The sequence below is a fragment of the Candidatus Methylacidiphilum fumarolicum genome, from assembly GCF_949774925.1.
Taxonomy (GTDB): Bacteria; Verrucomicrobiota; Verrucomicrobiia; order Methylacidiphilales; family Methylacidiphilaceae; genus Methylacidiphilum; species Methylacidiphilum fumarolicum.
Map to the genome: position 1 here is coordinate 216,166 of NZ_OX458932.1, position 23,131 is coordinate 239,296.

Sequence of the window (23,131 nt, forward strand, 5' to 3'; positions counted from 1 at the left end):
CTTTAAATAAGCGCCTTCGGGATAAGATACCAGTAGAACTTGTTCAAAGCCAGTTTTTGAAAATGGATAAATTCCGTTGGTGGAGGAGGCTGGGGAGGATGCTCGTAATCGAAATCAAGCATTGTTGCTTTCCCGTAGCCAGATTCGATAAAACAGGCGACATGGCCATTATATTTCACTTTTTCAGGGTCTACCGTTTCTTTTCTTATTGCTGAACAAATTTGTTTAGCAATAACGGGAGCTTGAAAATGGGCTGTGCTTCCTGCTTTACTAATCGGTAAATTCGTTGTATCCCCCAAACTCCAAACATTCTCCAATTGTGCAACTTTAAGTGAGTGCCTATCAGTTTGTATCCATCCATCAGCGTCCGCAATTTCATGTCCTCTAAGAAAAGGGGCTCCTTTATGAGGAGGAGTCATGACAAGGAGATCATAAGAAAGTTCCGTGCCTTCGATGCTTTCGGCTGTCTTTTTTTCGGGATGGATTTCAGCGAGGTTAAAGAAAAGCTCAGTTTTAATGTTTCTTTTATCGAAGTCAGCTTTTATATAATCGGCCGCCGTTTTAATATTAAAAACGTCGTTAAGAGGAAAAGTATAAATAATTTCAGATTGCTGACGAATTCCTTTTTTCGTCAAAAATTCTTCTAGCATGAACGTAAATTCTATCGGTGCCACGGGGCATTTATAAGGGAGTCCTCCAATCCCCACAACAATGGTGCCTCCATTGAAATTTTGTAGTTTTTCATAGAGGGCAAAAGCAGCTTCAGGCGTATAAAAATGATCAGCTCCCTCTTTAAAACCGGGGATTTGCTGTTCATCTACGGTGGAGCCAGTAGCAATGACTAGATAGTCATAGGGATAAGATTTGTGGGAGCGGCAAACTACCGTTTGATTTTTAACATCCAGCTCTTCGACTGGATCAACAACCAAGGAAACCCTCCGATGGAGAAGCGATCTTTCTGAACGTGCAATTTTTCGAGGATCTTGATAACCAAAAGGGATATAGAGTTGATAAGGTTGATAAATATGCTGAGGAGAAGCTGAAATGACGGTAATACTTGCATCTTGAGGACTTAAAGATCTTGCAAGAATATTAGCAACGATAGATCCACCTGTTCCACCCCCCAATATTAAAATATTCTTAGCCATAATAAATCCTCCATCGGCTGGATTCAATGGAGCTTTTTACAAATGAATCGGGTAGCACCGCCTTCGACAGGCTCTTCAGCTATCAGTTCATGTTTTGCCTTTTTGATCCATGCAGGCAAATCTTTTTTGGTTCCTTCATCTGCAGAAATGACTGCCACAACATCTCCAACTTGTGCCGATCGAATCAGTCGGATCATTTCCATGAGAGGTCCCGGGCAAAAACTCCCGCGAGCATCCACCTCTTTTGTGATTTTAATGCCTTCCATAATACTCTCCTTTTGGGCTGTTAGATAAATAGAATCTGGCCTCCAGATGCATTTTCAACAAAAGTCCCAACGCCCACAACATCGCTAACAACTGGCTCCAAATCTTCAAGTTTAATAGCCAGCAGATCCATGGTCAGGCCACAAGCATGCACCTGCACATCCCCTATTTCCATCGCCACCTTAAGGGTGTCAAGCCAACTGGGAACTTTCTTTTCTTCCATGGCTTTCATCGCTTCAGTTGCAAAATCCTCAAAATCCTTACTAAGCCTTCGGTTCGTTTTCCACGCGTCTTTTCTAAAGGCAAGAAGACCATAAAAAGTCACAAAAATTTGAACTTTTTTCTGCATTGCTGCAGCCCCAGAAGCGATTGTTGCTACTGCCAAGAGCTTATCGACAGTTCCAGAAAAAAGAATGATTGAGATTTTATCTTCCATAATTAATCCTTGTAATAACAACTATAAAATAGTAGTTTGGAAAACTCAAGAAAATAAATGGTTTATTTTGATTAAGGTCGCGTTTTTTTATTCTACGATCAGAATGGAGCAGGGGCTATGACGAAGGACACGTTCAGAGACAGAGCCCGTAAGCCAATAACCAACTCTAGAAAGCCCTCTTCGTCCCAAAACGACAAGATCGAAGTTCCCTTCCTTAGCAAGCTTTAGGATGCGATCGGCAGGATCTCCCATCTCCGTTTTAACCTCCAGCTCTACTTTTTCTTCTGCCGCTTTTTCCATCGCCCATTTTAAATCCGAAACAATTTTCTCTCTTTCTAAAACAAACTCCATGTCTTGATTGAATTCAGGGGCGTGCATAACCGATAGGATTGTTACTTTCGAACTGAAGGATTTTGCGATTTGTAAAGCAAAGGACAAAGCTTTCTTTGATGATTCGGAACCATCGTATCCTACCAGGATCTTTTCTACATGCATTTTGTTTCGTTAAATTTATCCTCAAAATCAATAGCCCTCAATGTGAAAGATGCGCTTTAGATGAAGTTTATATTGAATCTGTCCATTGTACCCCCTCAAGCTTCATTTTCCTGCTTTGCAACGCTTGTGTATGACCAAAACATTTTGCAGAAGTTTGCGATACGCCTAGCCGAGGTTTGATAAAATACATGTAACGTGTTGATTATCAATGAGCATTTTCCAATGTGTCACTATGTGGGTTTTTTTGGTTTATTTTTGGGTTTCCAAGGCCCCAAGGAACCAATTTTCAAGGCGGAAAGATCCACCCGAAACCGCTTCCGATTCCAGCTTCCAGCTCCTCGTCGACTTCCGCAGCTCTCCTTTCAAAAGCTCAACAAGCCTGTCCAAGTGAGGAGTTAAGAGTTTCTTCTTCTTGAAGATCTTCGATCGTAGAATCACTTTACTAGTCGAATATATTGGTCCATTTTTCCGCTTGGCCACTGAATCAGGACGATACGCAAAAAATCACTCTCTTTCCTCTGGAGCACTCCCAACATCCGCCCATTTTCTCCAAATATGGGCTAGCATCAATACTTTAGGCAAGGGGAATCTTTCTAGAGGACTAGTTACTTTACGGCGTAAGGTTGGTGAGCTGGGACTGGAATAGGGGGAGCTTTTCAGAAGAAAAGTGGTTAGTTTGTTGGATGCACAGAGGGTGGAGTCTCTAGATCTTGGCTTAAGGTATCCTTAGATTCGGATTGAGGATAGCGGTTTTCTTCAATGATTGTTTTGATGAGATCATCAACACCGGAAAGTTCTTCGCTGAAATAAGTCGAAGTATAATCGCTAGTTTTGGCATTGGCTGGAATTTCAGTGATTGGTTTAAGCACGGAACTTCCCTTGTGGGAGACATTTACTTTGGTGACCACTGATAGACCCAGTCTTAATGGATGTTGGATTAGTTCTTTAGGATCAAGCCGAATTCTTACAGGGACTCGTTCCACCACATGAATATAATTGCCTGTGGCATTATCGGGAGGAAGCAAGGCAAATACGGTTCCAGAGCCAGGCTCTAAGCCTTCCACCACTCCATGGTATAAATAACGCCTCCCATAAATATCAGCTCTGATTTTAACCGGTTGGCCAGGTTTCATTTTTCTTAGTTCAGTTTCCCTATAATTAGCTACTACCCAATAATAGTCCAAGGGGACAATATTCATAAGCAGTCGATCGGGTGTGACTTCATCTCCAACCTGAATCGATCTTCTAGCCACATAACCCGCCACGGGGGCTACAATTTGACACCTATAAAGAGCTAGATAAGCATTCTTCAAATCTACAGCTGCTTTGAGCACAATAGGATTATCCCAAACGGTCGTTTTTTGAATCCAGGATTCCGTAGAATGTAATTCATCTTCCAGCTGACGAATCGTTGATTCTATTTCCTGCACTTTCCATTGGGCATCAATCGCGTCCTGAACAGAAACGACGCCTGCTTTGCTCCCTGAAGCATAAAGCCCTAGATCATACCGCTGTCGTCCTAATATGGCTTTTTGAGCGGCTATTTTGTTTCTCAGGGATTTGGCCTTATTGAACAGATCCTCAACTTTACGCACGGCCATGGCTAGATTCTGTTTGGCTCCTTCGAAGGCGACTCTCTGGTTTAAGGAGTCTAATCGGACAAGCACCTGATTTTTCTTAACATACTGAGTGGATTCGACGAGTACTTCCACTACTCTGCCCGAAGTTTGTGCTTTGACGGGAATGACATTGCCTGTCACATAGGCGTCGTTAGTTGCCACCCAGTTGCTTGAAAAGAAAAACCACCAGCCGGCCAAGAAGAAAAGAAAAAGTAAAGGAAGCACATATTTATTTCTAGTAAGCTGCCATGCCCTCCAATCCCGTTTCCAGGAAAGAATAATAACATGGAAAAGACGCTCAAAGCGGCTTCTGCTTTCTTTCTGCCGTCCCTTTTCTGTAAAAGGAAAGGTCCTTTTCCCATTATTCTGCTCTGCGTCTTTTTTCATGTTTTTCTTTTCCTCTTTTATGCCTCCTTCATCGTTTTTCTTTAGCCAAGAGAATAATTCCAGAGAGAATAAGGAATCCCACTCCACAGAGCCGGAAAGCATCGTTAAGGCTTAAAATAAAGGCATGGGTGATTGCCGATTGATCGAGCAGTCGTATGGCTATCTCTTTGCCCAGGCCCTGCTCTTTAAATCTTAAAAACAGGTCCGTCAAAAAGAGATTGCCTCTATCTAACCACTCATCTAGTCTCATCTTATGATAGACGATTCGGTGATAGATAAGGGTGCCGATGAGGGGGGAAGCCCATCCTTGAGCCAGAATCCGTAGGCTACTGGAAAGTTCTATAGCCCGCAGCTGGTTTTTAGGAGACAGACCAGAAATAATAAGATTGGTTAGCGATAAGAAAAAAAGGCCTAAAGATATTCCTTGGAGAATAAATGAAAAAGAGGGCTGCATCCAAAACCAACGCTTTTGGTAGAAATCGAAATAGCCCATCCAGCAATAGACGATGCCCAAAAGGAAAAAGACAACAAAGGAGCTGAGGCGTAAGGAAATTCTACCAAGGAGTCGTGGAAACCATATAACGATGGGAGTAGAAAAGAGAGCCATGCTGACAAAGAGGATTCCTGCTAAATGAGGAGGAAACAAACTTTGATTTTGAAGCCGAACAAGAAGCGTTGTCCAAAGCCCGTAGAAAAGGAGAAAACCGAATGCAAGAGAAAAAGTGCCGATCAAAAAGTTTTTTCTGAGAAAAAGATCGATCCTTACCAGTGGCTCTTTGGTGGTTGTTTCCACATAGATAAAACAAACAAAGCTGATCACAACCAGGAAGAAAAGAAAATCGATGATGGGTGAAATAAACCATTCGTAATCATCCCCCATATTGAAGATCATTTGTAGGGGTCCTAGCATGCTGGACAAAAGAATGAGTCCCTTCCAGTCCCATGGTCTTTTTTCTATCCTTTCCTTGGTGTCCTCTAAGCATAGATGCAAAAGAAAGCTCAAGATTAAAAGGCAAGCAGCACTCAGTACAAACCAATATTTCCAGCTCATCGACTCTCTACCCACTAGTTCCTTGCCATATCCTCCAACCACTGGACCGATGGTAAAAGGCAAGACACTGGCTACGGCTCCAAGCATCAACGGCATCAGTCGCCATGAATCAGGGCTTTGTTCGAATACTAAGCTTTGAGATCCAAGAATGAGTACGCCACAACAAATCCCCTGGATGGTACGTCCAACCAAGAAAAGGTAAAAGTTTTGGGACAACGCACAGAACAACGAACTGGCTGCTAGAAGAAACGAAAAGAAAAAAACTGTTTTTTTTCTACCGTATTGAAGACTAATTTGGGTAGCGATCAGAAGACCAAAACTTTGGCCTAGGAAAAAAAATCCGTTGGTCCATGAGCCATGACTTTGACTTTGGCCAAGTTCAGCCGTTGCATATGGAATGATATCGGTATAGGAACCAGATTGAAAAAAACAGAGGCATTGGAGAAGAAAATAAAGAGTAAAGAGCAGGAAAGTTTTGATGGTTTTGTTCATACCGAATCGGAAAATGATCGAAGGAAAGAAGCGGGATTGTTTGGAGTACCTTTAGAAGGAGAACAAAAAGAAGAGAGCTTATAGCAAGCCCTTTGCTTGAAGTTTGCCGTTATCCGCCTCTTTACCATGTGGTCTCCTTTTCTTAATAGGTAATCGTAGGAGCTATCAGCCTTCTCAAAGGAGTGGCGGTTAACGGACGGCGAGCCCCATCGCCCAATAGTTGTTTGTATATCTAGAATGATGCAATTTTCAACAAAAATATGTTATTTTGTTTGACGCTTTGGGTAAGGGTTGGATTCTGAATTTTGGATCTGGGGAGGCCGCATGGAAGACTCGTTCCATCCTCCTCCAAAAGCCCGAATAAGGGCAATGCGCACAATAAACCTTTCTCCGCGCAAGGCAATATCGGTGAGAATAGCATTCAGCCAGAGGCTTTCTGTTGTATCCACTTCGATATAATGCGAAAGCCCTCTTTGGAACCTATCCATTGCTAGGTCGTATTGTTTTCTTGCCGATTCCACTAGCTCGTCTTCAACCTTTTGTTCTTCTTCTAGGAGCCGGACCCCAATGAGTGCATTTTCCACTTCTTCGAATGCCGTCAGAACGGTTTCCCTGTAGGAAGCCACGGCTTTTTCATACGCTGCTCGAGCCTGCATGAGATTAGCTAAAAGCCTTCCTCCCTCAAAAATAGGCAAATCTATTAATGGGCCATAAATCCAGGAGTTCGATGGCCAAGTAAAGAGTTGACCAAAATCCGTATTGAAAAATCCAAAATACGCATTCAGATTGACCGAAGGGAAATAGGCGGCGTAGGCAACGCCGATCATGGCATTGGTTGCTGCCATTTCCCTTTCAGCCTGTGCAATATCTGGCCTTTGCTCGAGGATTTCCGATGGTAGACTTGTGGGAATCGCTGGAGGTTCTTCTTTCAGTGGTTTTCGAGGAAAATGAAAAGTGGAGGCGGGTTGGCCAAGAAGCCGTGCAATCGAGTTCTCTACTTTTGCTCTATGGCTTTCTAAAGCGATGTATTGGGATTTAATCCGTGAAAGATCTGTTTTTGCTCTTGCCAGATCTAGTTCATTGGACAGCCCACTTTTATATCTGATTTCTACCCTTTTTAAATTATCTTCATAGACCCGGATCATTCTTTCCATGACTTCTAGTTGGCTGTCTAGATATCTTAGTAGGTAATAGGCTTGAGCCACATCGGCATGGATGGTTAGCCTGGCTCCTTCTAATTCTGCCTGCGAAGCTTGAGCTTCTGCTTTAGCTGCCTCTAGTTGTCTTCTTAATTTGCCCCAAATATCAAGTTCCCAATTTGAATTCAGATAGACCTGCCACATATTCAGCGTAGGCTGAAATCCATAATAATGAGTGGTTCCGATGATGGATCCGGCAGGAAGGCCGTTTATTGGAACAGTTGAAAAGATAGGTTCAGGTAAAATAAAAGGAAGCCACGGCAGATGCGTTTTCAGTTTCCAGCGCTGATAACTTGGCGTGAAATTGGTGTGCGGGAAAAAAGCGCTCAAGGCTGCGCCTACTCCTGCTCGAGCTTCAATAACATTAGCCATTGCCATTTTAATCTGCTGATTGGCTGCTTCGGCTTCCGCTTCCAGTTGATTGAGTACAGGATCGTTGAAAATCTTCCACCATTCCCCTTTTTTGACAAAATCTTTGGGTGCTGCTAATTTCCATTTCCCAGGATTTTTCTTAGCTTCTTCTATTGCTTTTTTTAGGGAGTCTACACTTTGTGGATCGATGGGGTTTTTTGACTGCCCAGCCGTTTTCGAGGCCGAAGACTCTTTTGTTTGGCCAGCTGTCTTCTTTTCTTCTCCCCACTTCCAGGAAGAGGGGACATCGACTTTGGGCGGTTTATAATCAGGACCCACTGAGCAGTTATGAAAAATGATAACAGAGCTCAAGAAAAGAATCTGGCGGATGGCTAAGGTAAAAGCTGAGAGCCTCTGCTGCTTATTCAAAAAGAAAAGACACTGATGGATTGATTCCTTTATCTTTTTATCATTTTTTCCCGGTCTCATTGTGTTTGCAGCCCTGTTCTTTGAAGTAGGAGTTATCGCCTTTTCCTAAAAGAAAAGGGGTTTGCCCAAAACACTTCGAAAACGCGGGCTGGCAAACTCCATTGCCAGATTATTAATTGCTTTTGGCTAGCGAATATTCTTTTATGAATCAGTTGTCAAAAATTTTTTTTAAAATTTTTAAAAGAACCAACCGTCTTTTTCGTTCCTTCTTATTCCACGGACAATATGAGAGATTCTCAATTACAAGACTTTTAGGCATCAGGTTCTAAGGGCACATAATAGACAAGAAAAATGAGGATTAAAATAGACATTCTAAAGGCTTGAGGTAAGCCATTATAATTGCTACTTTGCCACATCTGAAACCATTCTCCGGCTCCAAGGATGAAAAAATAGAGCCATTGGATGAGCCCAAGACTAAGCCCGACGATGCCGACGCTTTTGGCTTTTTGAAAAGCGATTGGTGATTTAAAAAAGTTCTTAAGAAGAAAAAAAGTTCCTATGAGAAGCAACGTCCCACAAAGGCCTTCCCATAGAATGAGACTATTGTAGACTAACGAGAAGAGAAAGGGTGAGTTCCAAGCCCTGTAATGGAGATGAGAAGCTTTTGGAATGGTATCCATAAGCAAGACATGCCGAAGGTAGGTATAGTTAGTCTCATAATCCAAGAGGTTGTTTAGGGCGATTAAAAGAAAATAGAAAGAAAAGAACAAAAGGATGAGGATCTTGGAAATCCTGATAGCGGCCTGAAAAAACGAAGGATGATAGGATGGCTGATTGGACATTAGCTAGATAAGACAGTTGGCTTTTTCCTCTTCTTTATCGTTCATCAACCAAATTCCACAAGAGCTTAGAGGGTGCTTAGGCAGCTATTCCCTAGGTATTTTATGGGTTCTTCAGAGGCGATCATAGAAAAAAACTTTTTGTTTTTTCGATATCTTTAGCTATCTGCTGCTTAAGTTCTTCAACCGAAAGGAATCTTTTTTCTTCTCTAAGAAAATGGAAATTGAATAAGGAAAGCGTTTGTCCGTACAGGTTGCCTTCAAAATCTATCAGATGAAGTTCTAGATTAAGCCTCCCTTCTTCCTGGACAGTAGGACGGCGTCCATAGTTGGCGACACCTATAAAAATCTCTTTATTATAGACTACCTGACAGCCATAAACCCCAGGAGGGGGGAGGAGTTGGACGATATGCTCTAAATTGGCTGTGGGAAAACCAATTGTTTTGCCTACTCCCTGTCCGGTCCCCACAATCCCTTCGATTCGATAGCTGCGCCCTAAGAGTTGAGAGGCTAAGCTAAAATCTCTTCGTTCAATGGCTTTTCTTATTTTAGTACTGGAAATGGATTGTCCTTGAAACAATAGAGGTGTGACGACAATGGTTTCAAAGCCTAATAGGTGGCCCTTTTCTCTTAAAAGACGTACATTGCCTTCCGCATTCCAGCCGAATCGAAAATCCTCTCCCACCACGACTCTTTTTAATCTTGGGAAAGCTTTCTTTAGCTCTATTATAAAGGCTTCTGCTGTAAGTTCTCTTAGTCGCTGATCAAATCGAATAAAAAGAATGTGTTTGAGTCCATAGATCTCAAAAAGGGTTTTCTTCTGCTGTAGAGAAACGAGTTTTGGTGGAACCCGTTCAGGCGCGATAATTGCCAAAGGATGTGGTTCAAACGTAATGACCAGACTGTTCTCTTTCGATCCTAAAGAAAGCAAGTTTCTTAATATTTTCTGGTGACCAAGATGAATCCCATCAAACACACCAATAGCTATATTTTCAATTTGCTTATTTTCCTGAAGAGCAAACAGGGAGAGAATTTCCTCTTCTTTTACAGAGGAGAGCGTGGATCCCCCCTCATTGTCTGCGGATTCTGGAAACTTCTGGTAGAGAAAGTACATGGTTTAATAACTCTTTGGGACTCAGCATGGATTTAAGAACATCAAAGGGCAGGGCTTGAGCCAGTTTGAAATTTCCGGATTGAGTCCGAACCAAGGAAAAAAGATGCCCGCCACAGCCAAGAGCCTGTCCTATATCATAACAGTAGGTGCGGACGTAGAAGCCTTTACCGCAGAAAACTTCGAAGTCGACAAATGGTGGTTCCCATTTTTTTATTTGGTAGGAGTAGACATGGACAAGTCTTGGTTTCCTTTCTACCTCTTTTCCCTCTCTAGCTAGTTTATAGAGTGGCACTCCGTGACTTTTTATGGCTGAAATCATGGGTGGAATTTGATAGAAGTCGCCCACAAACCGATCAAAGACCTGTTTGAGTTCTTCTAAAGAGAGAGGAGGGACAGGCTTTTCTTCCACGATCTTCCCATCGGAATCCTGAGTGGTTGTTGATTGGCCAAGGCGGAGGACCCCTTCATAGCGTTTGTCTTCTGACATCAGCAGATCCTGAATCTTTGTCGCCTTTCCAAGAACGAGCACGAGCAACCCTGTGGCCATTGGGTCTAAGGTACCGCAATGACCAACTTTTTTAATGTTGAATTTTTTCCTTACAAAATCAACCATGTCATGGGAGGTATAGCCTTTGGGCTTATCCACCAATAGTACGCCGTCAATATCCATGTGATCTATCCATCAACACTTGTAGTTTTAGCTGTTTAGTCAAGCAAAGCTTTGATCTCTGATAAAACAGTTTTTTTAGCTTGCTCGAGATCCAGTTTAATGCGCGCACCAGCTGCCCGTATGTGTCCTCCTCCTCCAAACTTTGAAGCGATTCGACGAACATCAAAGTCTTTTGAGGAACGCAGGCTTAAACGGATGAGATTAGGGGATAGCTCTTCAAGCATGAAGGCTACCACAACCGATTTGACCATTAATAGATAGTAAAGGAAGTTTTCTGCTTCTCCTCGATTGGAACCAGTTTTGAGATACATGTCAGTTGTAAGAATGTAATAGGCTATTTTGGCCTCTTCGACAAAGTGTGTTTGATTAAGCACTTCTCTTAATAGAAGAAAGCGGGATAATGGGTAATTTCTAAAAGCGCAGACGGATAAAAATTCTGGGTCAGCACCCAATCGGATAAGTTTTGCAGCCAATTCGAAAGTTTCTGGAGGAAAAGAGCGGAAACAAAAGGCATTGGTATCAGTTAGAAGACCAACATAAAAATTAGCGGCAGCTTCTTTGGGACAGGGTAGTGAGAGTTTCTCGATACACCGAAAGATGACTTCGCAGCTTGAAGAAGCCTGTGGCTCGACGACATTGAGGGTAGCAAATCGAGTATTGTCAATATGGTGGTCAAAGTTCAGATCGACTGGCCTATTCCAGGATTCGAAAAAGAGACCGGGTCTTTTGATATTCGAACAATCCACCGTGATAATTTTAGTTTGTGGATCGGGAGCAACTTCTGTTGGAGCCTTAAGAATTGAGGCTCCAGGCAAAAAAGCAAAATGCTCTAGAAGACCTTCTTCTATATACGCATCAACTTTTTTCCCGAGATTTTTCAGTACCAGCCCAAGACCGATCGCTGATCCATAAGCATCCCCATCAGGCCGACAATGTGATAGAATGACAAAAGAATGATTTTCTTTAAAAAACGTTCCGATTGCAGATACATCAGCGTTGTTGTCTAGGTTTATATTCATGACAAATGAGTCTCAAAGTGATCAATTGTGCTCTCTATCTATCCAAGGCTTCCTTTTTTACTTGCCGATTTGGATTGTTTTCTTCTAAAAAGTATCTAATGTAAAGGCGGGAAGAAAAAGATCAAAGGAAAAAAAAACGGATTCAGTATCTTAAGAGAAAAATATTCAGTTGGAAGTTTTTAGCTGCTAGGGCAAAAAGACAGTCGGTTTAAAAAAAAATTCCTAGCTAGGCTGTTGGACCATAGAAAAAAAGGAAATTTATGAGCAGATTTATTCTTCGTCTCTTCGATCTTCTCGTATTGCTTGTATTTATAATAGTAGTCGCTTTCTATACTTGGGGAAAACTCACAAAAAAAGAAAAACTAGTTATTGAAGATAAACATAGTCTTTTATCTGGAATTATAGGTGAAAAAAATAAACAATAAATTTGCTCTAGGTCTTATTGGAAAGAAATCTTTTATACTGTTTTAAGATCATCTTCAAAAGGGATATAGCTTCATTTTTTTGGATTTCAGTCTATTTCTGAATGTCAGTGATCCCACTAATTTTTTTTATTTTACAGTGCATCGATGTCAGGTAGAAGGGTTATCGAATTTAGGATGTGAAAGTCATTGACTTTCAACCACAATTTTGTTAAAGGTTTTTCGTAGTTTTCTTCTAGAGGGTTGCTATTGAAAGGAAAAGAATATTTTGCCTAGCAGACTAGCCTTGTACTCCGAGCTAAGAACCGTTTTTCCTTAAGTTCTTAGCTTTTAACCATAAGGAGGTTCAGGGGAGACACCCCTAATATTTTACAGAACAATTTTATAATTTCTTACAATAACTCTATATATGAACTTTTCTTTACTCAATGCAATAGAGGCGGCCTTCAAGGATCACAAACTTCTCGAAGAAGCTTTTAAAAACCTTCATGCCTTCCTAAGCACTACCAATTTAACAACGATTGAAAAGGAGTCTATCCAGGAACTGGTACAGACCAACAACTGGGAAGAGCTCAATGAACGGTTCTATAAAAAGCTTTCTTTTGGAACCGGTGGTATTCGTGGCAGGACGATAGGAAGGGTTATTACTCAGGCCGAAAGAGGGAATGCTGATGTCCATGGTCCTCCTCAATTTCCAGCTGTTGGCGTTAACTGCATGAACGATCGCAATGTTCGCAGCGCTGCATTAGGTTTAGCTAATTACCTGAAAAGGAATTTTCCTGGCGAACCATTAAAAATTGTCATTTCCCATGATTCCCGTCATTTTTCTCGGTATTTTGCCGAACTTTGTGCAAGAGAATTACAAAAGGTAGGGGGAGAGGCTTTTCTTTTTGAGTCTCAGCGATCCACTCCCCAGCTTTCCTTTACTGTCAGATGGTTGAAGGCGCATGGTGGGATTATGATTACGGCAAGCCATAACCCTCCCTATGACAATGGCTTTAAAGCCTACTTTCGAGATGGCTGCCAACTCATTGAACCTCACGCCTCTGAGGTCATCAAAGAGGTGGAGAAGATCGAATCTTCTCCAGATTTATCCACGTCCTCTGCCGAAGGCCGTTTGACTCATCTGGGACCAGATGCTGATAGGGCTTATATGGAAGCTGTTGAAACCGTCTGCCTTGATCCCAAAGCCTTTGCTAGCGCCAGAGAAAAACTAAAGGTAGTTTATACTCCCCTGCATGGGACTGGTATTGAAATCATTCCAAAGCTCTTCGACAGGCACGGAATCCATTACAGCCTTGTCCAAAGCCAATCGGTTCCAGACGGAAGCTTCCCTACCGTAAAGACTCCTAATCCTGAAGATCCTGCTGCCCTTTCTCTAGCTGTCCAACAAGCAAAAGTAGAAAACAGCGATATTGTCATCGGAACCGATCCTGATGGAGATAGAATGGGAGCAGCTATAAAAAATCGAGATGGAGAATTTGTTCATTTAACTGGGAACCAGATTTTTGCCCTTTTTGCTTATTATAGGACCTCCAAACTTTTCCAACTTGGCATCCTGACTCCGGAAAATGCGCACAGAGCGGTGATAATTAAATCATTTGTAACGACTGATCTTATTAAAAAAATTGCCGAGCATTTTCAGGTTCGATGCGTAGAAACGCTCACCGGTTTTAAATATATTGGTGCAAAGCTCTTAAAATATGAGATGCAATCTGGCCTTGTGGATTACGACTCGCATCCTTTTGAAGAAAGAAGAGCGGTGCAACTCCAAAGAGGAACATATTTTATCTGCGGAGGAGAAGAAAGCTATGGGACTTCCTGTGGGGATTATGTAAGGGACAAGGATGCCAACAGCGCAGCCCTAGAACTTGTCGAAGTAGCCGGATGGGCGGCTATGCAATCGATGAATCTCTTAGAATATCTAGATTCCATTTACATTCGTTTTGGCTATTTTGCTGAAAAACTAGGGACTTTAACTTTCGAAGGGGCTGAGGAGTCGGGCTACATTGGGACCATTCTGCAATCTTATAGAAACGAGCCGCCAAGAGAATTTCTTGATCAAAAACTTCTATCCTTTGACGATTTTGGGCTGGAAGACCATTATGATAGCGAAGGGGATCTCATTCCAAAGGAAATCATGCTGCATTTTCTCTTTGAAAATAACAACAAGCTAGTGGTCCGAGCATCAGGCACAGAGCCGAAAATAAAGTTTTATTTGTTTACCCATTTCCCAGTGACTAACAGACTTGAGCAAGTCAAAGAAGAGGCTCAGAACTTTTTGAATAAATGGTGGGAAGCCATTCAAGGGGATGTTAAACGAAGAATAAGTAAGTAATTGTTGCAAATCTGATTTTTGTTCGTTGATTCTGTTTCATGCCTCTGTCTATTTTTGGCACTATAAACCTCAAAGAAAAACGGAAAACGGGCTAAATGTCTACATCCTTATGGCTTGATGGGCTAGTCATCGTTTTTTTCCTTTCTCTTATTTTTGGGATTGGTCTTTACAGCAGCAAGAATGGTCAAGAGAAAAAATACGATGATCTCACCCTTGGAGGTAGAAAAATGCCCTGGTGGTCGATCCTAGGATCGATTATTGCTGCAGAAACAAGCGCTGGGGCCTTCTTAGGAACACCTGCGGAAGGCTACGTCCTTCAAAACTACACTTATTTACAACTGGCTCTAGGAACTATCCTAGCCAGGGTGATCATCGCTTTTTTTTTTATCAAGCCTTTTTTTCAACTGAAAGTTCATTCTATCTACCAATTTTTAGAACTTCGCTTTGGGCCACTTACCCAAAAGATCGCCTCGGCAATCTTTCTTTTGACTCGGGTTCTTGCCATGGGGACGCGCCTCTATGTCGCGGCAATCATTCTAGTAGTTGGCACCCAAATTCTCTTCCAGAAAACTCTCAGTCCATTACAGGAAGTGAGCCTCTACTTCTTTTCTATTGTCCTGATCAGTACTTTTACGGCTATTTATACCACCCTTGGAGGGATCAAAGCGGTCATCTGGACTGATCTCCTCCAGGCTGCTGTGATGCTTCTAGGCGGTATTATTGCTTTTTGGATTCTGGTGGAAAAACTCTCTTTTGTTTATCCATTCCCCACACTTTTCCATAAACTCATCGATCGACCCTGGGTTACTATGGGCATTATCCCCTCAAAAGGTCTGCTTGAAAACTTGCTAGTGATTCTGGCTATCGATTATACCATATGGTCGGCTTTGATCGGCTCGACTTTTACTACCATGGCCACGCATGGGACTGATCAAGACATCGTCCAGCGACTCCTCACGGCAAAAGATTACCAGAGAAGTAGGCTTTCTTTGATCCTCTCTGGATTTGCTGATATACCGATCGGTTTTCTTTTCCTTTCCATTGGCCTGTTGTTATCTTTTTTCTACTCAACGCATGCCGATTCGGCTCTTCCAACAAATCCAAACGAAATATTCTCCTATTTCATCATCACTCAGCTCCCTTCGGGCATTCGAGGCATTGTCATCGCCGCGATTTTCGCCACGGCTACTGGTTCGTTAAGTGCGGCTTTAAATGCGCTAGCCACCTCTTTTTGTCAGGATTGGATGCATCCCCCAATGAATGCCATCGCCGATGAGAAAAAAAAGGTAGCTAGCCTGCGCGCTGCCACCATTGTTTTTGCTTTCCTCACTTCCCTTATCGGGATTGGTACAGCGATTTATGTCGTCTACTCCCCCGAAGCAAGAATATTACCAATTATTCTTGGGATCATTGGCTTTACGTATGGCCCACTACTTGGTGTGTTTCTTTTGGGGCTACTGACTAGGACAAGAGGCAGCGACAAAAAGAATGCCTACGCCATGGCAGCAGGCTTTCTTGCCGTATTTATTCTAAGTGGCCCTCTGTTTGGAGGGGATCCAAAACCGAATGCGCCTGGTTCGTTAATGCCCTTTCCAATCCCTCATATTGCTTTCCCTTGGAGAATATGTATTGGCGCACTAACCACTTTTTGCATTGGGCTAGTATTTGGAGAAAAAGAAAAGATTCCTCCCCAGAGTGACACGCCTCTATCCCCTAATGGGGGTGGGCTTCTCACCACATCTCGTAAGCTCTAGGCTCTTGCCGAAGGAAACCTTCCTCGTTTTCCAATGCGATGCTTGAGCTTGCAACTAAAGCTAAAGAGCGTTGGCTCCTGTCTACTACGGCTTGCGCCATCTCTCTATGGCATAAGGCAGCTGACAGATTAGTTTCCAAAGTGGCGTTGAGAAACTCGTTTTTGCTAGGGGAAGGTTGGTTTTCTCCCCTGGCTGCAAGGCGGCTAGCCTGACATAGGGTTTAAGCAGGTCCAGAGGCGAATAGACTCTACCGCCATCCCGAAGAATGGCTTCTAAGCAGCTAGAAATTCCGTTGAGGCGGTTAATTTAGTCCCATGAGCGATTTCTTGCAACCGGGACAAACCTAAACGAAAGGCAACGAGCTATCTTTTCTCCTATGATTCTTTATTCATGATTCTTTATAGATGGCGAAGGCTTCCTCCACGGATGCTCCATCAAAGGTGATAGCAGCAATGGCATTACAAAAAGCAACTGCTTCGCTCAAGGATTTTTGGTGAATGTTCCTTCCTGTGGCGTTTCCATAAGTACCGCCGATATGGATTTGGGCATGTAGCCTGCTTAGGAAATCCTTGACGGCTGTTTCTTTCCCGCCAGCGCAGATTAGTCTTGTCCTTCCCGCAGCCGCTACTGCTTCTTTGAGTGCTAGGTTGGCATCCCCTTCTTTGACCGAAGGCGGATTGACCTTAACAAAATCCGCTCCAAGGCAGGCGCCTAATCCAGCGGCTCCAGCTACAAGATGCGGATCAGTTTCGTTGCTTACTGCTTTCCCACGAGGATACGACCATATAATAGCAATTAGTCCACGCTGATGGGCTTCGAAAACAAGCCGTGCCGCTTCTGTAAGCATCTGCGCTTCGAATTCACTACCGGGATAGATCGTATAGCCCACGCCAACAATAGGTACAGGCTTAGTCTCCAAAAAATAATCGAGTTGTTCAAAGGAAAGCCAAAGAAGACTTAAAGGGTCTCTCTGAGCTGTTTTTACTAGATGCGTCTTACTGTTGAGTTTGACAATATAACGTACATTCGGATAATCCATTCCATAGCGAGCAATAAGTCCAAGCTGTGTGGCAAAGGCTCCAATCCGCGCTTTACTGGCAATTTTAAACAAATGCTCAGGATCAGCGTCTTCAGGAGAAATGCCAGGCCCGTAAAAATCATCATTCAAATGCTCCACTTTCTGATCCCCAGCCATAAGCATCAGTCGGCCGGAACCTTGGGTGATCTCAAAAAAAATCCGCTTGTAGGCATCTTTTTTTGATTCCGGGACATCCAGCGGCACTTTGATTTCATCTAAATGGATCATTAAAACCTCCTTTTAGAAATAAACAAAGAGTGAAACCAAAAAGTTTCAAATTCAATTTGCCACCAGGCTATCGTATGGAATCAAGCCGCTAGCGAATCACGCCTCGTTCAGAATCCTTGATAAAACGGATGATGGCCATAAGCTCTTGAGTTTTTTCAGTGACTTTTTCTAGCTCTTCTAAGGCCTGAGAAATGTTTAATCCCCCATCTAGGAGTAGCTTTAAGGCAAACTTGAGGCTTTTAATCTGTTCTTCAGAAAAATGATTTCTTTTTAAACCGACGAGGTTGAGCGAGCGGAGCTTAGCAGGATTGCCATCGACTAAAGAAAATGGGATTACATCTTGAACAACCTTCGTGCAGCCGCCAATCATTGAGAATCTCCCAATCCGACAAAACTGATGTACGGCCGAAAGCCCTCCTATGGTGACATGGTCTTCGACCACGACATGTCCAGCCAGTGTGGCATTGTTAGAAAACACACACCAGTCTCCTATTCGACAGTCGTGCGCGATATGGGTGTAGGCCAGAAAATGGTTGTGAGAGCCGATTTCCGTCGTTTGTCCCTTAAAGGTAGAACGATGAACGGTAGAAAATTCCCTAAAAACGTTGTTTGTCCCGATTTTAAGATACGTGGGCTCTCCTTGATATTTTAAATCCTGGGATTTCTCACCAATCACACAAAAAGAATAAAATTCGTTTTCCGGGCCTATTTCAATCTCTCCTTTGAGAACAGCATGCGGATGAATGATACAATTGTCTCCAATCTTTACCCCTTCACCAATATAGGCATAGGGACCAATTTCAACTCCAGCGCCAATCTGCGCCTTTTCACTTACAACCGCTGTGGGATGAATAGAGGTCTGCATGAGCAATTCATTGTGTTTTCTATCAGCCGATCCACCGCTTCCGACCGGTAGGCTTACCCGTCAACCAAAGCAAAGAGAAGCTCTCCTTCGCACACCGTCTCCTTGTTGACGTAGCATTTCCCAAAAGCTTTCCCAATCTTCCCTCTTGCCTTTGTCATTTCCACTTCGATGATCAGCGTATCCCCCGGCATCACCGGCTTGCGAAACTTCACCTTGTCCGCGCTCATAAAGTAACCGAGTTTGCCCGCATTCCCTGCTTTTCTCAATAGAAGAATACTGGCCAGCTGAGCCATTGCTTCAATCTGAAGCACCCCCGGCATAATGGGATGCCCTGGAAAATGGCCTTGAAAATAGGCTTCGTTCATTGTCACTGCTTTCTGGCCTATGGCTTTTACATCATCCTGAAAACCGAGTACTCGATCCAACATTAAAAATGGATAGCGATGCGGCAGAATCTTCATCACCTCGTTGATATCTAAGGCGCCTTCCCCAACGGGGATATTTTCAACGGGCATCAAATGGGACAGATAATTCTTATAGGCTTTCTGTATTTCTCTGATGAATTTGACATTCAGAAAATGACTAGGCCGAGCGGCCACAACTCTGGCTTTTAATCTCTTGGGAAAGAGAGCAAAGTCTCCAATCATGTCAAAAATTTTGTGTCTGACAAACTCGTTTTCAAACCGCAAAGGCTGCTGACTGTAGACTGCTTCCCCCCTAATGACAATTGCATTATCTAGACTGCCTCCTTTAATCAACCCTTTTTCGATAAGAGGAACCAGTTCCTCATAAAAGACGAAAGTTCGGGCAGGGGCAATCTCAGTTACAAAACTTTTGATATCGTACTTCCAGCTAAAATACTGCGTAAAAAGTCCTGTGTGACTGACATGGGTACAACTAATCGAAAAGTTCTGATCAGGCCAGGCAGCAATGTAGGCTCCATCCTCGCCTTCCACCCAAACTGGTTCTCTCAGCTCAAAAAAAGAAACTGCTTTATCCTGTTCGACCGTTCCAACTTTTAAGATTTCATTGACTAGGAACATGCCACTGCCATCTCCAATCGGTGGCTCATTGGCATTCAGTTCAATGAGCGCATTATCTACCCCACAGCCGCTTAAAGCAGCTAAAACATGTTCAACGGTATGAACCTTGACGTTTCCTTCTCCTATTGTCGTCGCTCGTTCCGTTTGCCTGACGTTATCCACCGATACCTGCACGGTGGGTTCATCGGGAAGATCAACCCTTTTAAATACATAGCCACTGTCAGCTTCCGCTGGCTTAATGACAATTCTTACTGGATTACCGGTATGTAGGGATAGTCCTTCCACGCTCACCGGTTCGCGTATAGTCCTTTGCATTATCACAACGATCTACTCCTTTTGATTCCGCCTCTCTTATAAAAAGATCTAAAGTGTCCTTTTTGCAAGATTGTTCTGTTGCGTTTTTGTTCAATTTTGTTTTTTTCAATAAGATGATACCTTTTAACTCCGTGCGATTCCACCAATGCTTTTCTTCCCGTGAAACTTTTTTTTTATTTCATCTGTCTAATCCAATAAAAAAAGGAGAAAAAAGGGAATCCCTAGCCCTATGGTGGCTTCTTTTCTTTCTTTTGCTTTTCTCTTTACTAGCCGGTGGATGTAACCGGCAAAAAAAAATCCAAAAGGCGCAGCGACCAGCCTATCCTTTCTTTGAGGAAATGGAAACATCTTCCATGCCTAAAGGAAAGCAAGGAGGCATATTCATAGAAACGAGTGCCGCAGAGCCTTCTACTTTTAATTGGCTTGTCTCTGAAGATGCTACTTCTGCTTCGTTCCTTAATCTGATGTTTGATAGTCTGCTTTCCTATGATCCGATAGAAGATCATGTGATCCCAGGGCTGGCAAAGCAGTGGGAGGTAGCTCCCGACAATAAGACTTTTCGCTTTAAACTCAGAAAAGGGCTTAGTTGGAGCGATGGCGTACCGCTGACCGCTGATGATGTGATCTTTAGCTTTGCCTGTATTTACGATCCCAGGTTCCCTAACCGTAATGCTTATGATCTTTCTGTAAACGGAAAACCTTTTAAAGTAGAAAAGATCGATGATCAAACCATTCAGATCCAAACCCCTGAAATCTTTGCTCCTTTCTTACGCTACATGTCAGGCTTTCCCTTGATGCCCAAACATATCCTCGAACCCTATTTCAAGGATGGATCTTTACAAAATCAATGGAATATAAGCACAGCCAAAAAGGATCCTAAGTCGATTGTTGCAAGTGGGCCCTTTTTGATTCTTTCGTATAATCCTGGAGAACGAATCGTTCTAGAAGCTAATCCCAGATACTGGAAAAAAGCCGATGGGGATATTCGGTTGCCTTATATCGATTATTTAATTGTCAAGTTCGTCAAGGATGCTAACGCCAGCTTGATTGCTTTTGCTTCCGGTCAAACAGACATCGAAGGAATAAGTCCAGACAACGTCGCATGGGTTCAAAAAGGGGAAAATATTTATCACTACACCATTTACGACAGAGGTCCCTCTACCGCTTCTTCCTTTCTTTGGTTTAATCAGAACCCTGGGAAAAACAAAAATAACGACCCTTATGTCCTTCCTTACAAGCTCAAATGGTTTCAAAATAGACTCTTCCGCCAAGCTATTTCTTATGCCATTGATAGGGAAGGGATTATTAATGGCGTGCTTTTTGGAAGGGGGACCCCGCTTTGGGGCCCTGAAACCCCAGCCAATGTAAAATGGTATAACCCCAACGTTAAAAAGTATCCCTATAATCCTAGCCTTGCTTTGCAGCTTCTAGAACAGGCTGGATTCCACCGGGATGCCACTGGAAGGCTTTTTGATCAGGACAACCATCCAGTTTCTTTTACGCTTCTGACCAATCAAGAAAATCCAATCCGCACGGCCATGGCCACCATCTTTAAAGAAAACTTAAAACAGATAGGCATTGAAGTGCTCCTGCAATTCATCGATTTTGGCACGCTCGTAACCAAAATTAGTGACAGTTACGAGTATGAAGCCTGTCTGCTTGGACTAACGGGAGGAGGAGATCCTGCCGATGGCATGTCTGTGTTCATGAGCAAAGGGAGACTGCATCAGTGGTATCCTAACCAACCACAGCCGGCTACTCCCTGGGAAGCAGAAATAGACAGGCTTATGGTCGAACAGTTAACTACCTTGGACGAGGCGAAGAGGATTCAATGCTGGTTTAAAGTTCAAGAAATTATGAGTGAGGAGCAGCCGTATATCTATCTGGTAACTCCAAATACTTATGTTGGATTGAAAAACCGGTGGCGGAATGTAAAAATTCCTCGTATCGGCCCATTAGTCTGGAATATAGAAGAGATATGGACGCCATGATTTCCACACAAGATCGGCCTAAAGAACATATTTTTCTTGAAAGTGTGGTGGGGCCTGTGAGGATAGTTTTAATCGAAGGTCAGCCTGCAAGCCTCCAACAGATTGACCCAAAGACTCCTCACTTATCTAAATGGATTCTAGAAAGTCAAAGGCAATCGCCCATGCTTTTTAGCCTTCTGTCCAAGAGTCTCCTAAACGGGGATATTTTTGAAGGAGAACTTTCGCTTCAAGGGCTTCCTCCCTTTTACAAAATGGTATTGGAACGGGTAAAAACAATTCCCAAAGGGACCGTAAAAACCTACAGTCAACTGGCAGAAGAAATAGGCCATCCTCTTGCTGTTAGGGCTGTTGGATCAGCCCTAGCAAAAAACCCTTTGCCTCTGCTGATTCCCTGCCATCGCGTGATTAGAAAAAATGGACAAATTGGCCATTATAGCTTGGGCGGAAAATCAATGAAAGAAAAACTCCTTAAACTGGAAGGATTCAAACCGTTTCCATAACAATGACACTTTCTTGTGTAGTCATGAGCTGTCGCACAAGAGGGTCAGTGTTCCAAAGGTGCGCCGAATTCCTGGGGGGCTGTCTAAATGCTGCGGCGGTGGGAACGTAAAATGTTCTTCTGTGGCCATCTCTTAGAGCTAGAAAGCGCACTAAAGGCTTTGCCTAGCGTCTTACTTCTATCCAGCAACAGGCTGGCAGCTCAGTCAAAGGTATATCTGGTAAAGGAAACGGGCCGTGAAGCAGCGAAAGCTTTAGGTTTTTTTTTGCTGCTACTTTTTGGGCTTTTGAGAAAAGCCTCTTTGTTTCCCACTTTCTGTAGTTAGTGGAAAGAAAAAGGGTTGTTAGTTCCTCTGAACAGAGATCCAATGCTTGATCAAGCATTGCCTCAAAATCCCTAGGAAAAGAAAAATGCTTGCCATGCCTGCCACAGGAAAAAGTGGGGGGATCAATAATGATATGATCAAACCTAAGATGTTTTTTGCGGAGTAGCTTCAAAGATTCTCTGGCATCAATAGCCAAAAATGTGTGTCCTGTGGGGTCAACTCCATTAAGCCTGTAATTTTCTTTGCCCCATTCTAAAAATTTAGCCGAAAGATCCACATTCCAACTTTGACCTCCAGCAACAGCGGCACACAGTCCAAAGGAACAGCTGAAAGCAAATAGGTTTAAAAGCTTGCCGATTTTCCTCTTTCTTAAAAATAACCGATTTTGTCTTTGATCTATAAATAAGCCTGGAGAACTACCTCCATGAAAACGGATCGAGTAAGAAAGTCCATTTTCATGACAAATAGTTTGTAGGGGCAGAGTCTCTTCTCCATAGAGTTGTAGAAGCCCCTCAGAGGCAGGGCATTCTTTTTTAAAACGCTTTTTTAAAAATACTCTTCTAGGGGATAATCCATGGGACCGACTCCAACAAAAGAGCGATTCAACCAACTCCTCTTTTCTTTGTTCTTCGTTTAAGACCACTACATAGTCTTCTCCATACCTTTCTATCCATCCCCATTCCGATGTATAGACCCGATGAATGTCTGTTAAAGATCGTTGGAAAGAAGCTAAAATAGTCGAATCGATCCACATAGAATG

The 23,131-nt window shown here is 43.0% G+C and carries 19 protein-coding genes and 2 riboswitches; of the genes, 4 read left to right on the forward strand and 15 right to left on the reverse strand.

What is annotated here, in order from left to right:
* Positions 1-2: 2 nt before the first annotated feature.
* The 11 genes from QOL44_RS00985 to QOL44_RS01035 all read right to left on the reverse strand — a co-directional run bounded on the left by QOL44_RS00985 (position 3) and on the right by QOL44_RS01035 (position 11,513).
* Positions 3-1,148 carry an NAD(P)/FAD-dependent oxidoreductase gene (locus QOL44_RS00985; protein ID WP_045086765.1) on the reverse strand — a complete coding sequence of 382 codons (1,146 nt, stop codon included), beginning with the start codon at positions 1,146-1,148 and terminating at the stop codon, positions 3-5.
* Between the two features lie 23 nt (positions 1,149-1,171).
* Positions 1,172-1,414, reverse strand: a complete 243-nt coding sequence (locus tag QOL44_RS00990; protein ID WP_009059888.1) for a sulfurtransferase TusA family protein — start codon at positions 1,412-1,414, stop codon at positions 1,172-1,174.
* 20 nt (positions 1,415-1,434) lie between these two features.
* Positions 1,435-1,848 carry a DsrE/DsrF/DrsH-like family protein gene (locus QOL44_RS00995; protein ID WP_009059885.1) on the reverse strand — a complete coding sequence of 138 codons (414 nt, stop codon included), beginning with the start codon at positions 1,846-1,848 and terminating at the stop codon, positions 1,435-1,437.
* Positions 1,849-1,935: 87 nt separating this feature from the next.
* On the reverse strand, positions 1,936-2,343 hold the full coding sequence (locus QOL44_RS01000) for a universal stress protein (protein WP_009059883.1): 408 nt from the start codon (positions 2,341-2,343) through the stop codon (positions 1,936-1,938).
* 671 nt (positions 2,344-3,014) lie between these two features.
* Complete coding sequence (locus QOL44_RS01005; protein WP_009059881.1) at positions 3,015-4,349, reverse strand: efflux RND transporter periplasmic adaptor subunit; 1,335 nt, start codon at positions 4,347-4,349, stop codon at positions 3,015-3,017.
* A 28-nt stretch (positions 4,350-4,377) separates the two neighbouring features.
* On the reverse strand, positions 4,378-5,892 hold the full coding sequence (locus QOL44_RS01010; protein ID WP_009059879.1) for an MFS transporter: 1,515 nt from the start codon (positions 5,890-5,892) through the stop codon (positions 4,378-4,380).
* Between the two features lie 149 nt (positions 5,893-6,041).
* Positions 6,042-6,115, reverse strand: a riboswitch (Fluoride riboswitch).
* 40 nt (positions 6,116-6,155) lie between these two features.
* On the reverse strand, positions 6,156-7,931 hold the full coding sequence (locus tag QOL44_RS01015) for an efflux transporter outer membrane subunit (RefSeq protein ID WP_009059877.1): 1,776 nt from the start codon (positions 7,929-7,931) through the stop codon (positions 6,156-6,158).
* A 19-nt stretch (positions 7,932-7,950) separates the two neighbouring features.
* A riboswitch (Fluoride riboswitch) is annotated at positions 7,951-8,046 on the reverse strand.
* 136 nt (positions 8,047-8,182) lie between these two features.
* A complete protein-coding gene (locus tag QOL44_RS01020) occupies positions 8,183-8,713 on the reverse strand; it encodes a DUF2165 family protein (RefSeq protein ID WP_009059875.1) in 531 nt (176 codons plus the stop codon).
* A 121-nt stretch (positions 8,714-8,834) separates the two neighbouring features.
* The gene (locus tag QOL44_RS01025) at positions 8,835-9,824 is read right to left on the reverse strand and encodes a bifunctional riboflavin kinase/FAD synthetase (RefSeq protein ID WP_009059873.1); all 990 of its coding nucleotides are present in this window, start codon (positions 9,822-9,824) and stop codon (positions 8,835-8,837) included.
* The gene (gene truB / locus QOL44_RS01030) at positions 9,781-10,494 is read right to left on the reverse strand and encodes a tRNA pseudouridine(55) synthase TruB (RefSeq protein ID WP_009059872.1); all 714 of its coding nucleotides are present in this window, start codon (positions 10,492-10,494) and stop codon (positions 9,781-9,783) included. The genes QOL44_RS01025 and truB overlap by 44 nt, the downstream gene beginning before the upstream one ends.
* A gap of 35 nt (positions 10,495-10,529) precedes the next feature.
* The gene (locus tag QOL44_RS01035) at positions 10,530-11,513 is read right to left on the reverse strand and encodes a DHH family phosphoesterase (RefSeq protein WP_009059871.1); all 984 of its coding nucleotides are present in this window, start codon (positions 11,511-11,513) and stop codon (positions 10,530-10,532) included.
* Positions 11,514-12,344: 831 nt separating this feature from the next.
* Here QOL44_RS01035 and QOL44_RS01040 point away from each other — a divergent pair.
* Positions 12,345-14,273, forward strand: a complete 1,929-nt coding sequence (locus QOL44_RS01040) for a phospho-sugar mutase (RefSeq protein ID WP_009059869.1) — start codon at positions 12,345-12,347, stop codon at positions 14,271-14,273.
* Between the two features lie 95 nt (positions 14,274-14,368).
* Entirely contained in the window at positions 14,369-16,027 is a 1,659-nt protein-coding gene (locus tag QOL44_RS01045; RefSeq protein WP_009059868.1) for a sodium:solute symporter, read from the forward strand.
* Between the two features lie 388 nt (positions 16,028-16,415).
* Here the strand turns inward: QOL44_RS01045 and QOL44_RS01050 are convergent, their stop codons facing one another.
* The 3 genes from QOL44_RS01050 to QOL44_RS01060 form a co-directional block, all read right to left on the reverse strand.
* Positions 16,416-17,333 (reverse strand): beta/alpha barrel domain-containing protein, encoded by a 918-nt coding sequence (locus QOL44_RS01050; RefSeq protein ID WP_009059867.1) that lies wholly within the window; start codon positions 17,331-17,333, stop codon positions 16,416-16,418.
* Between the two features lie 88 nt (positions 17,334-17,421).
* Positions 17,422-18,198: an acyl-ACP--UDP-N-acetylglucosamine O-acyltransferase gene (gene lpxA, locus QOL44_RS01055; protein ID WP_009059866.1), complete on the reverse strand. Its 777-nt coding sequence runs from the start codon at positions 18,196-18,198 to the stop codon at positions 17,422-17,424.
* Positions 18,199-18,251: 53 nt separating this feature from the next.
* Positions 18,252-19,556, reverse strand: coding sequence for a bifunctional UDP-3-O-[3-hydroxymyristoyl] N-acetylglucosamine deacetylase/3-hydroxyacyl-ACP dehydratase (locus QOL44_RS01060; RefSeq protein WP_009059857.1), 1,305 nt, complete (start codon positions 19,554-19,556; stop codon positions 18,252-18,254).
* A gap of 113 nt (positions 19,557-19,669) precedes the next feature.
* Here QOL44_RS01060 and QOL44_RS01065 point away from each other — a divergent pair, with 113 nt between their 5' ends.
* Complete coding sequence (locus QOL44_RS01065; protein WP_009059856.1) at positions 19,670-21,547, forward strand: ABC transporter substrate-binding protein; 1,878 nt, start codon at positions 19,670-19,672, stop codon at positions 21,545-21,547.
* Positions 21,544-22,047, forward strand: a complete 504-nt coding sequence (locus QOL44_RS01070) for a methylated-DNA--[protein]-cysteine S-methyltransferase (protein WP_009059855.1) — start codon at positions 21,544-21,546, stop codon at positions 22,045-22,047. Before QOL44_RS01065 ends, QOL44_RS01070 begins: the two co-directional genes overlap by 4 nt.
* Positions 22,048-22,210: 163 nt before the next feature.
* On the opposite strand, the gene QOL44_RS01075 is transcribed toward QOL44_RS01070, so the two are convergent.
* Complete coding sequence (locus QOL44_RS01075) at positions 22,211-23,125, reverse strand: class I SAM-dependent methyltransferase (RefSeq protein ID WP_009059844.1); 915 nt, start codon at positions 23,123-23,125, stop codon at positions 22,211-22,213.
* Between the last annotated feature and the right edge of the window lie 6 nt (positions 23,126-23,131).

Excerpts from the sequence above, each read along its gene's own strand:
- QOL44_RS01070 (WP_009059855.1), top strand. The coding sequence starts at position 21,544 with ATGATTTCCACACAAGATCGGCCTAAAGAACATATTTTTCTTGAAAGT.
- QOL44_RS01050 (WP_009059867.1), bottom strand. The coding sequence starts at position 17,333 with ATGATCCATTTAGATGAAATCAAAGTGCCGCTGGATGTCCCGGAATCA.
- QOL44_RS01045 (WP_009059868.1), top strand. The coding sequence starts at position 14,369 with ATGTCTACATCCTTATGGCTTGATGGGCTAGTCATCGTTTTTTTCCTT.
- QOL44_RS01035 (WP_009059871.1), bottom strand. The coding sequence starts at position 11,513 with ATGAATATAAACCTAGACAACAACGCTGATGTATCTGCAATCGGAACG.
- QOL44_RS01075 (WP_009059844.1), bottom strand. The coding sequence starts at position 23,125 with ATGTGGATCGATTCGACTATTTTAGCTTCTTTCCAACGATCTTTAACA.
- QOL44_RS01060 (WP_009059857.1), bottom strand. The coding sequence starts at position 19,556 with ATGCAAAGGACTATACGCGAACCGGTGAGCGTGGAAGGACTATCCCTA.
- QOL44_RS00985 (WP_045086765.1), bottom strand. The coding sequence starts at position 1,148 with ATGGCTAAGAATATTTTAATATTGGGGGGTGGAACAGGTGGATCTATC.
- truB (WP_009059872.1), bottom strand. The coding sequence starts at position 10,494 with ATGGATATTGACGGCGTACTATTGGTGGATAAGCCCAAAGGCTATACC.
- QOL44_RS01025 (WP_009059873.1), bottom strand. The coding sequence starts at position 9,824 with ATGTACTTTCTCTACCAGAAGTTTCCAGAATCCGCAGACAATGAGGGG.
- QOL44_RS01065 (WP_009059856.1), top strand. The coding sequence starts at position 19,670 with ATGATACCTTTTAACTCCGTGCGATTCCACCAATGCTTTTCTTCCCGT.
- QOL44_RS01010 (WP_009059879.1), bottom strand. The coding sequence starts at position 5,892 with ATGAACAAAACCATCAAAACTTTCCTGCTCTTTACTCTTTATTTTCTT.
- QOL44_RS01015 (WP_009059877.1), bottom strand. The coding sequence starts at position 7,931 with ATGAGACCGGGAAAAAATGATAAAAAGATAAAGGAATCAATCCATCAG.
- lpxA (WP_009059866.1), bottom strand. The coding sequence starts at position 18,198 with ATGCAGACCTCTATTCATCCCACAGCGGTTGTAAGTGAAAAGGCGCAG.
- QOL44_RS00990 (WP_009059888.1), bottom strand. The coding sequence starts at position 1,414 with ATGGAAGGCATTAAAATCACAAAAGAGGTGGATGCTCGCGGGAGTTTT.
- QOL44_RS01040 (WP_009059869.1), top strand. The coding sequence starts at position 12,345 with ATGAACTTTTCTTTACTCAATGCAATAGAGGCGGCCTTCAAGGATCAC.
- QOL44_RS01005 (WP_009059881.1), bottom strand. The coding sequence starts at position 4,349 with ATGAAAAAAGACGCAGAGCAGAATAATGGGAAAAGGACCTTTCCTTTT.
- QOL44_RS01020 (WP_009059875.1), bottom strand. The coding sequence starts at position 8,713 with ATGTCCAATCAGCCATCCTATCATCCTTCGTTTTTTCAGGCCGCTATC.
- QOL44_RS00995 (WP_009059885.1), bottom strand. The coding sequence starts at position 1,848 with ATGGAAGATAAAATCTCAATCATTCTTTTTTCTGGAACTGTCGATAAG.
- QOL44_RS01000 (WP_009059883.1), bottom strand. The coding sequence starts at position 2,343 with ATGCATGTAGAAAAGATCCTGGTAGGATACGATGGTTCCGAATCATCA.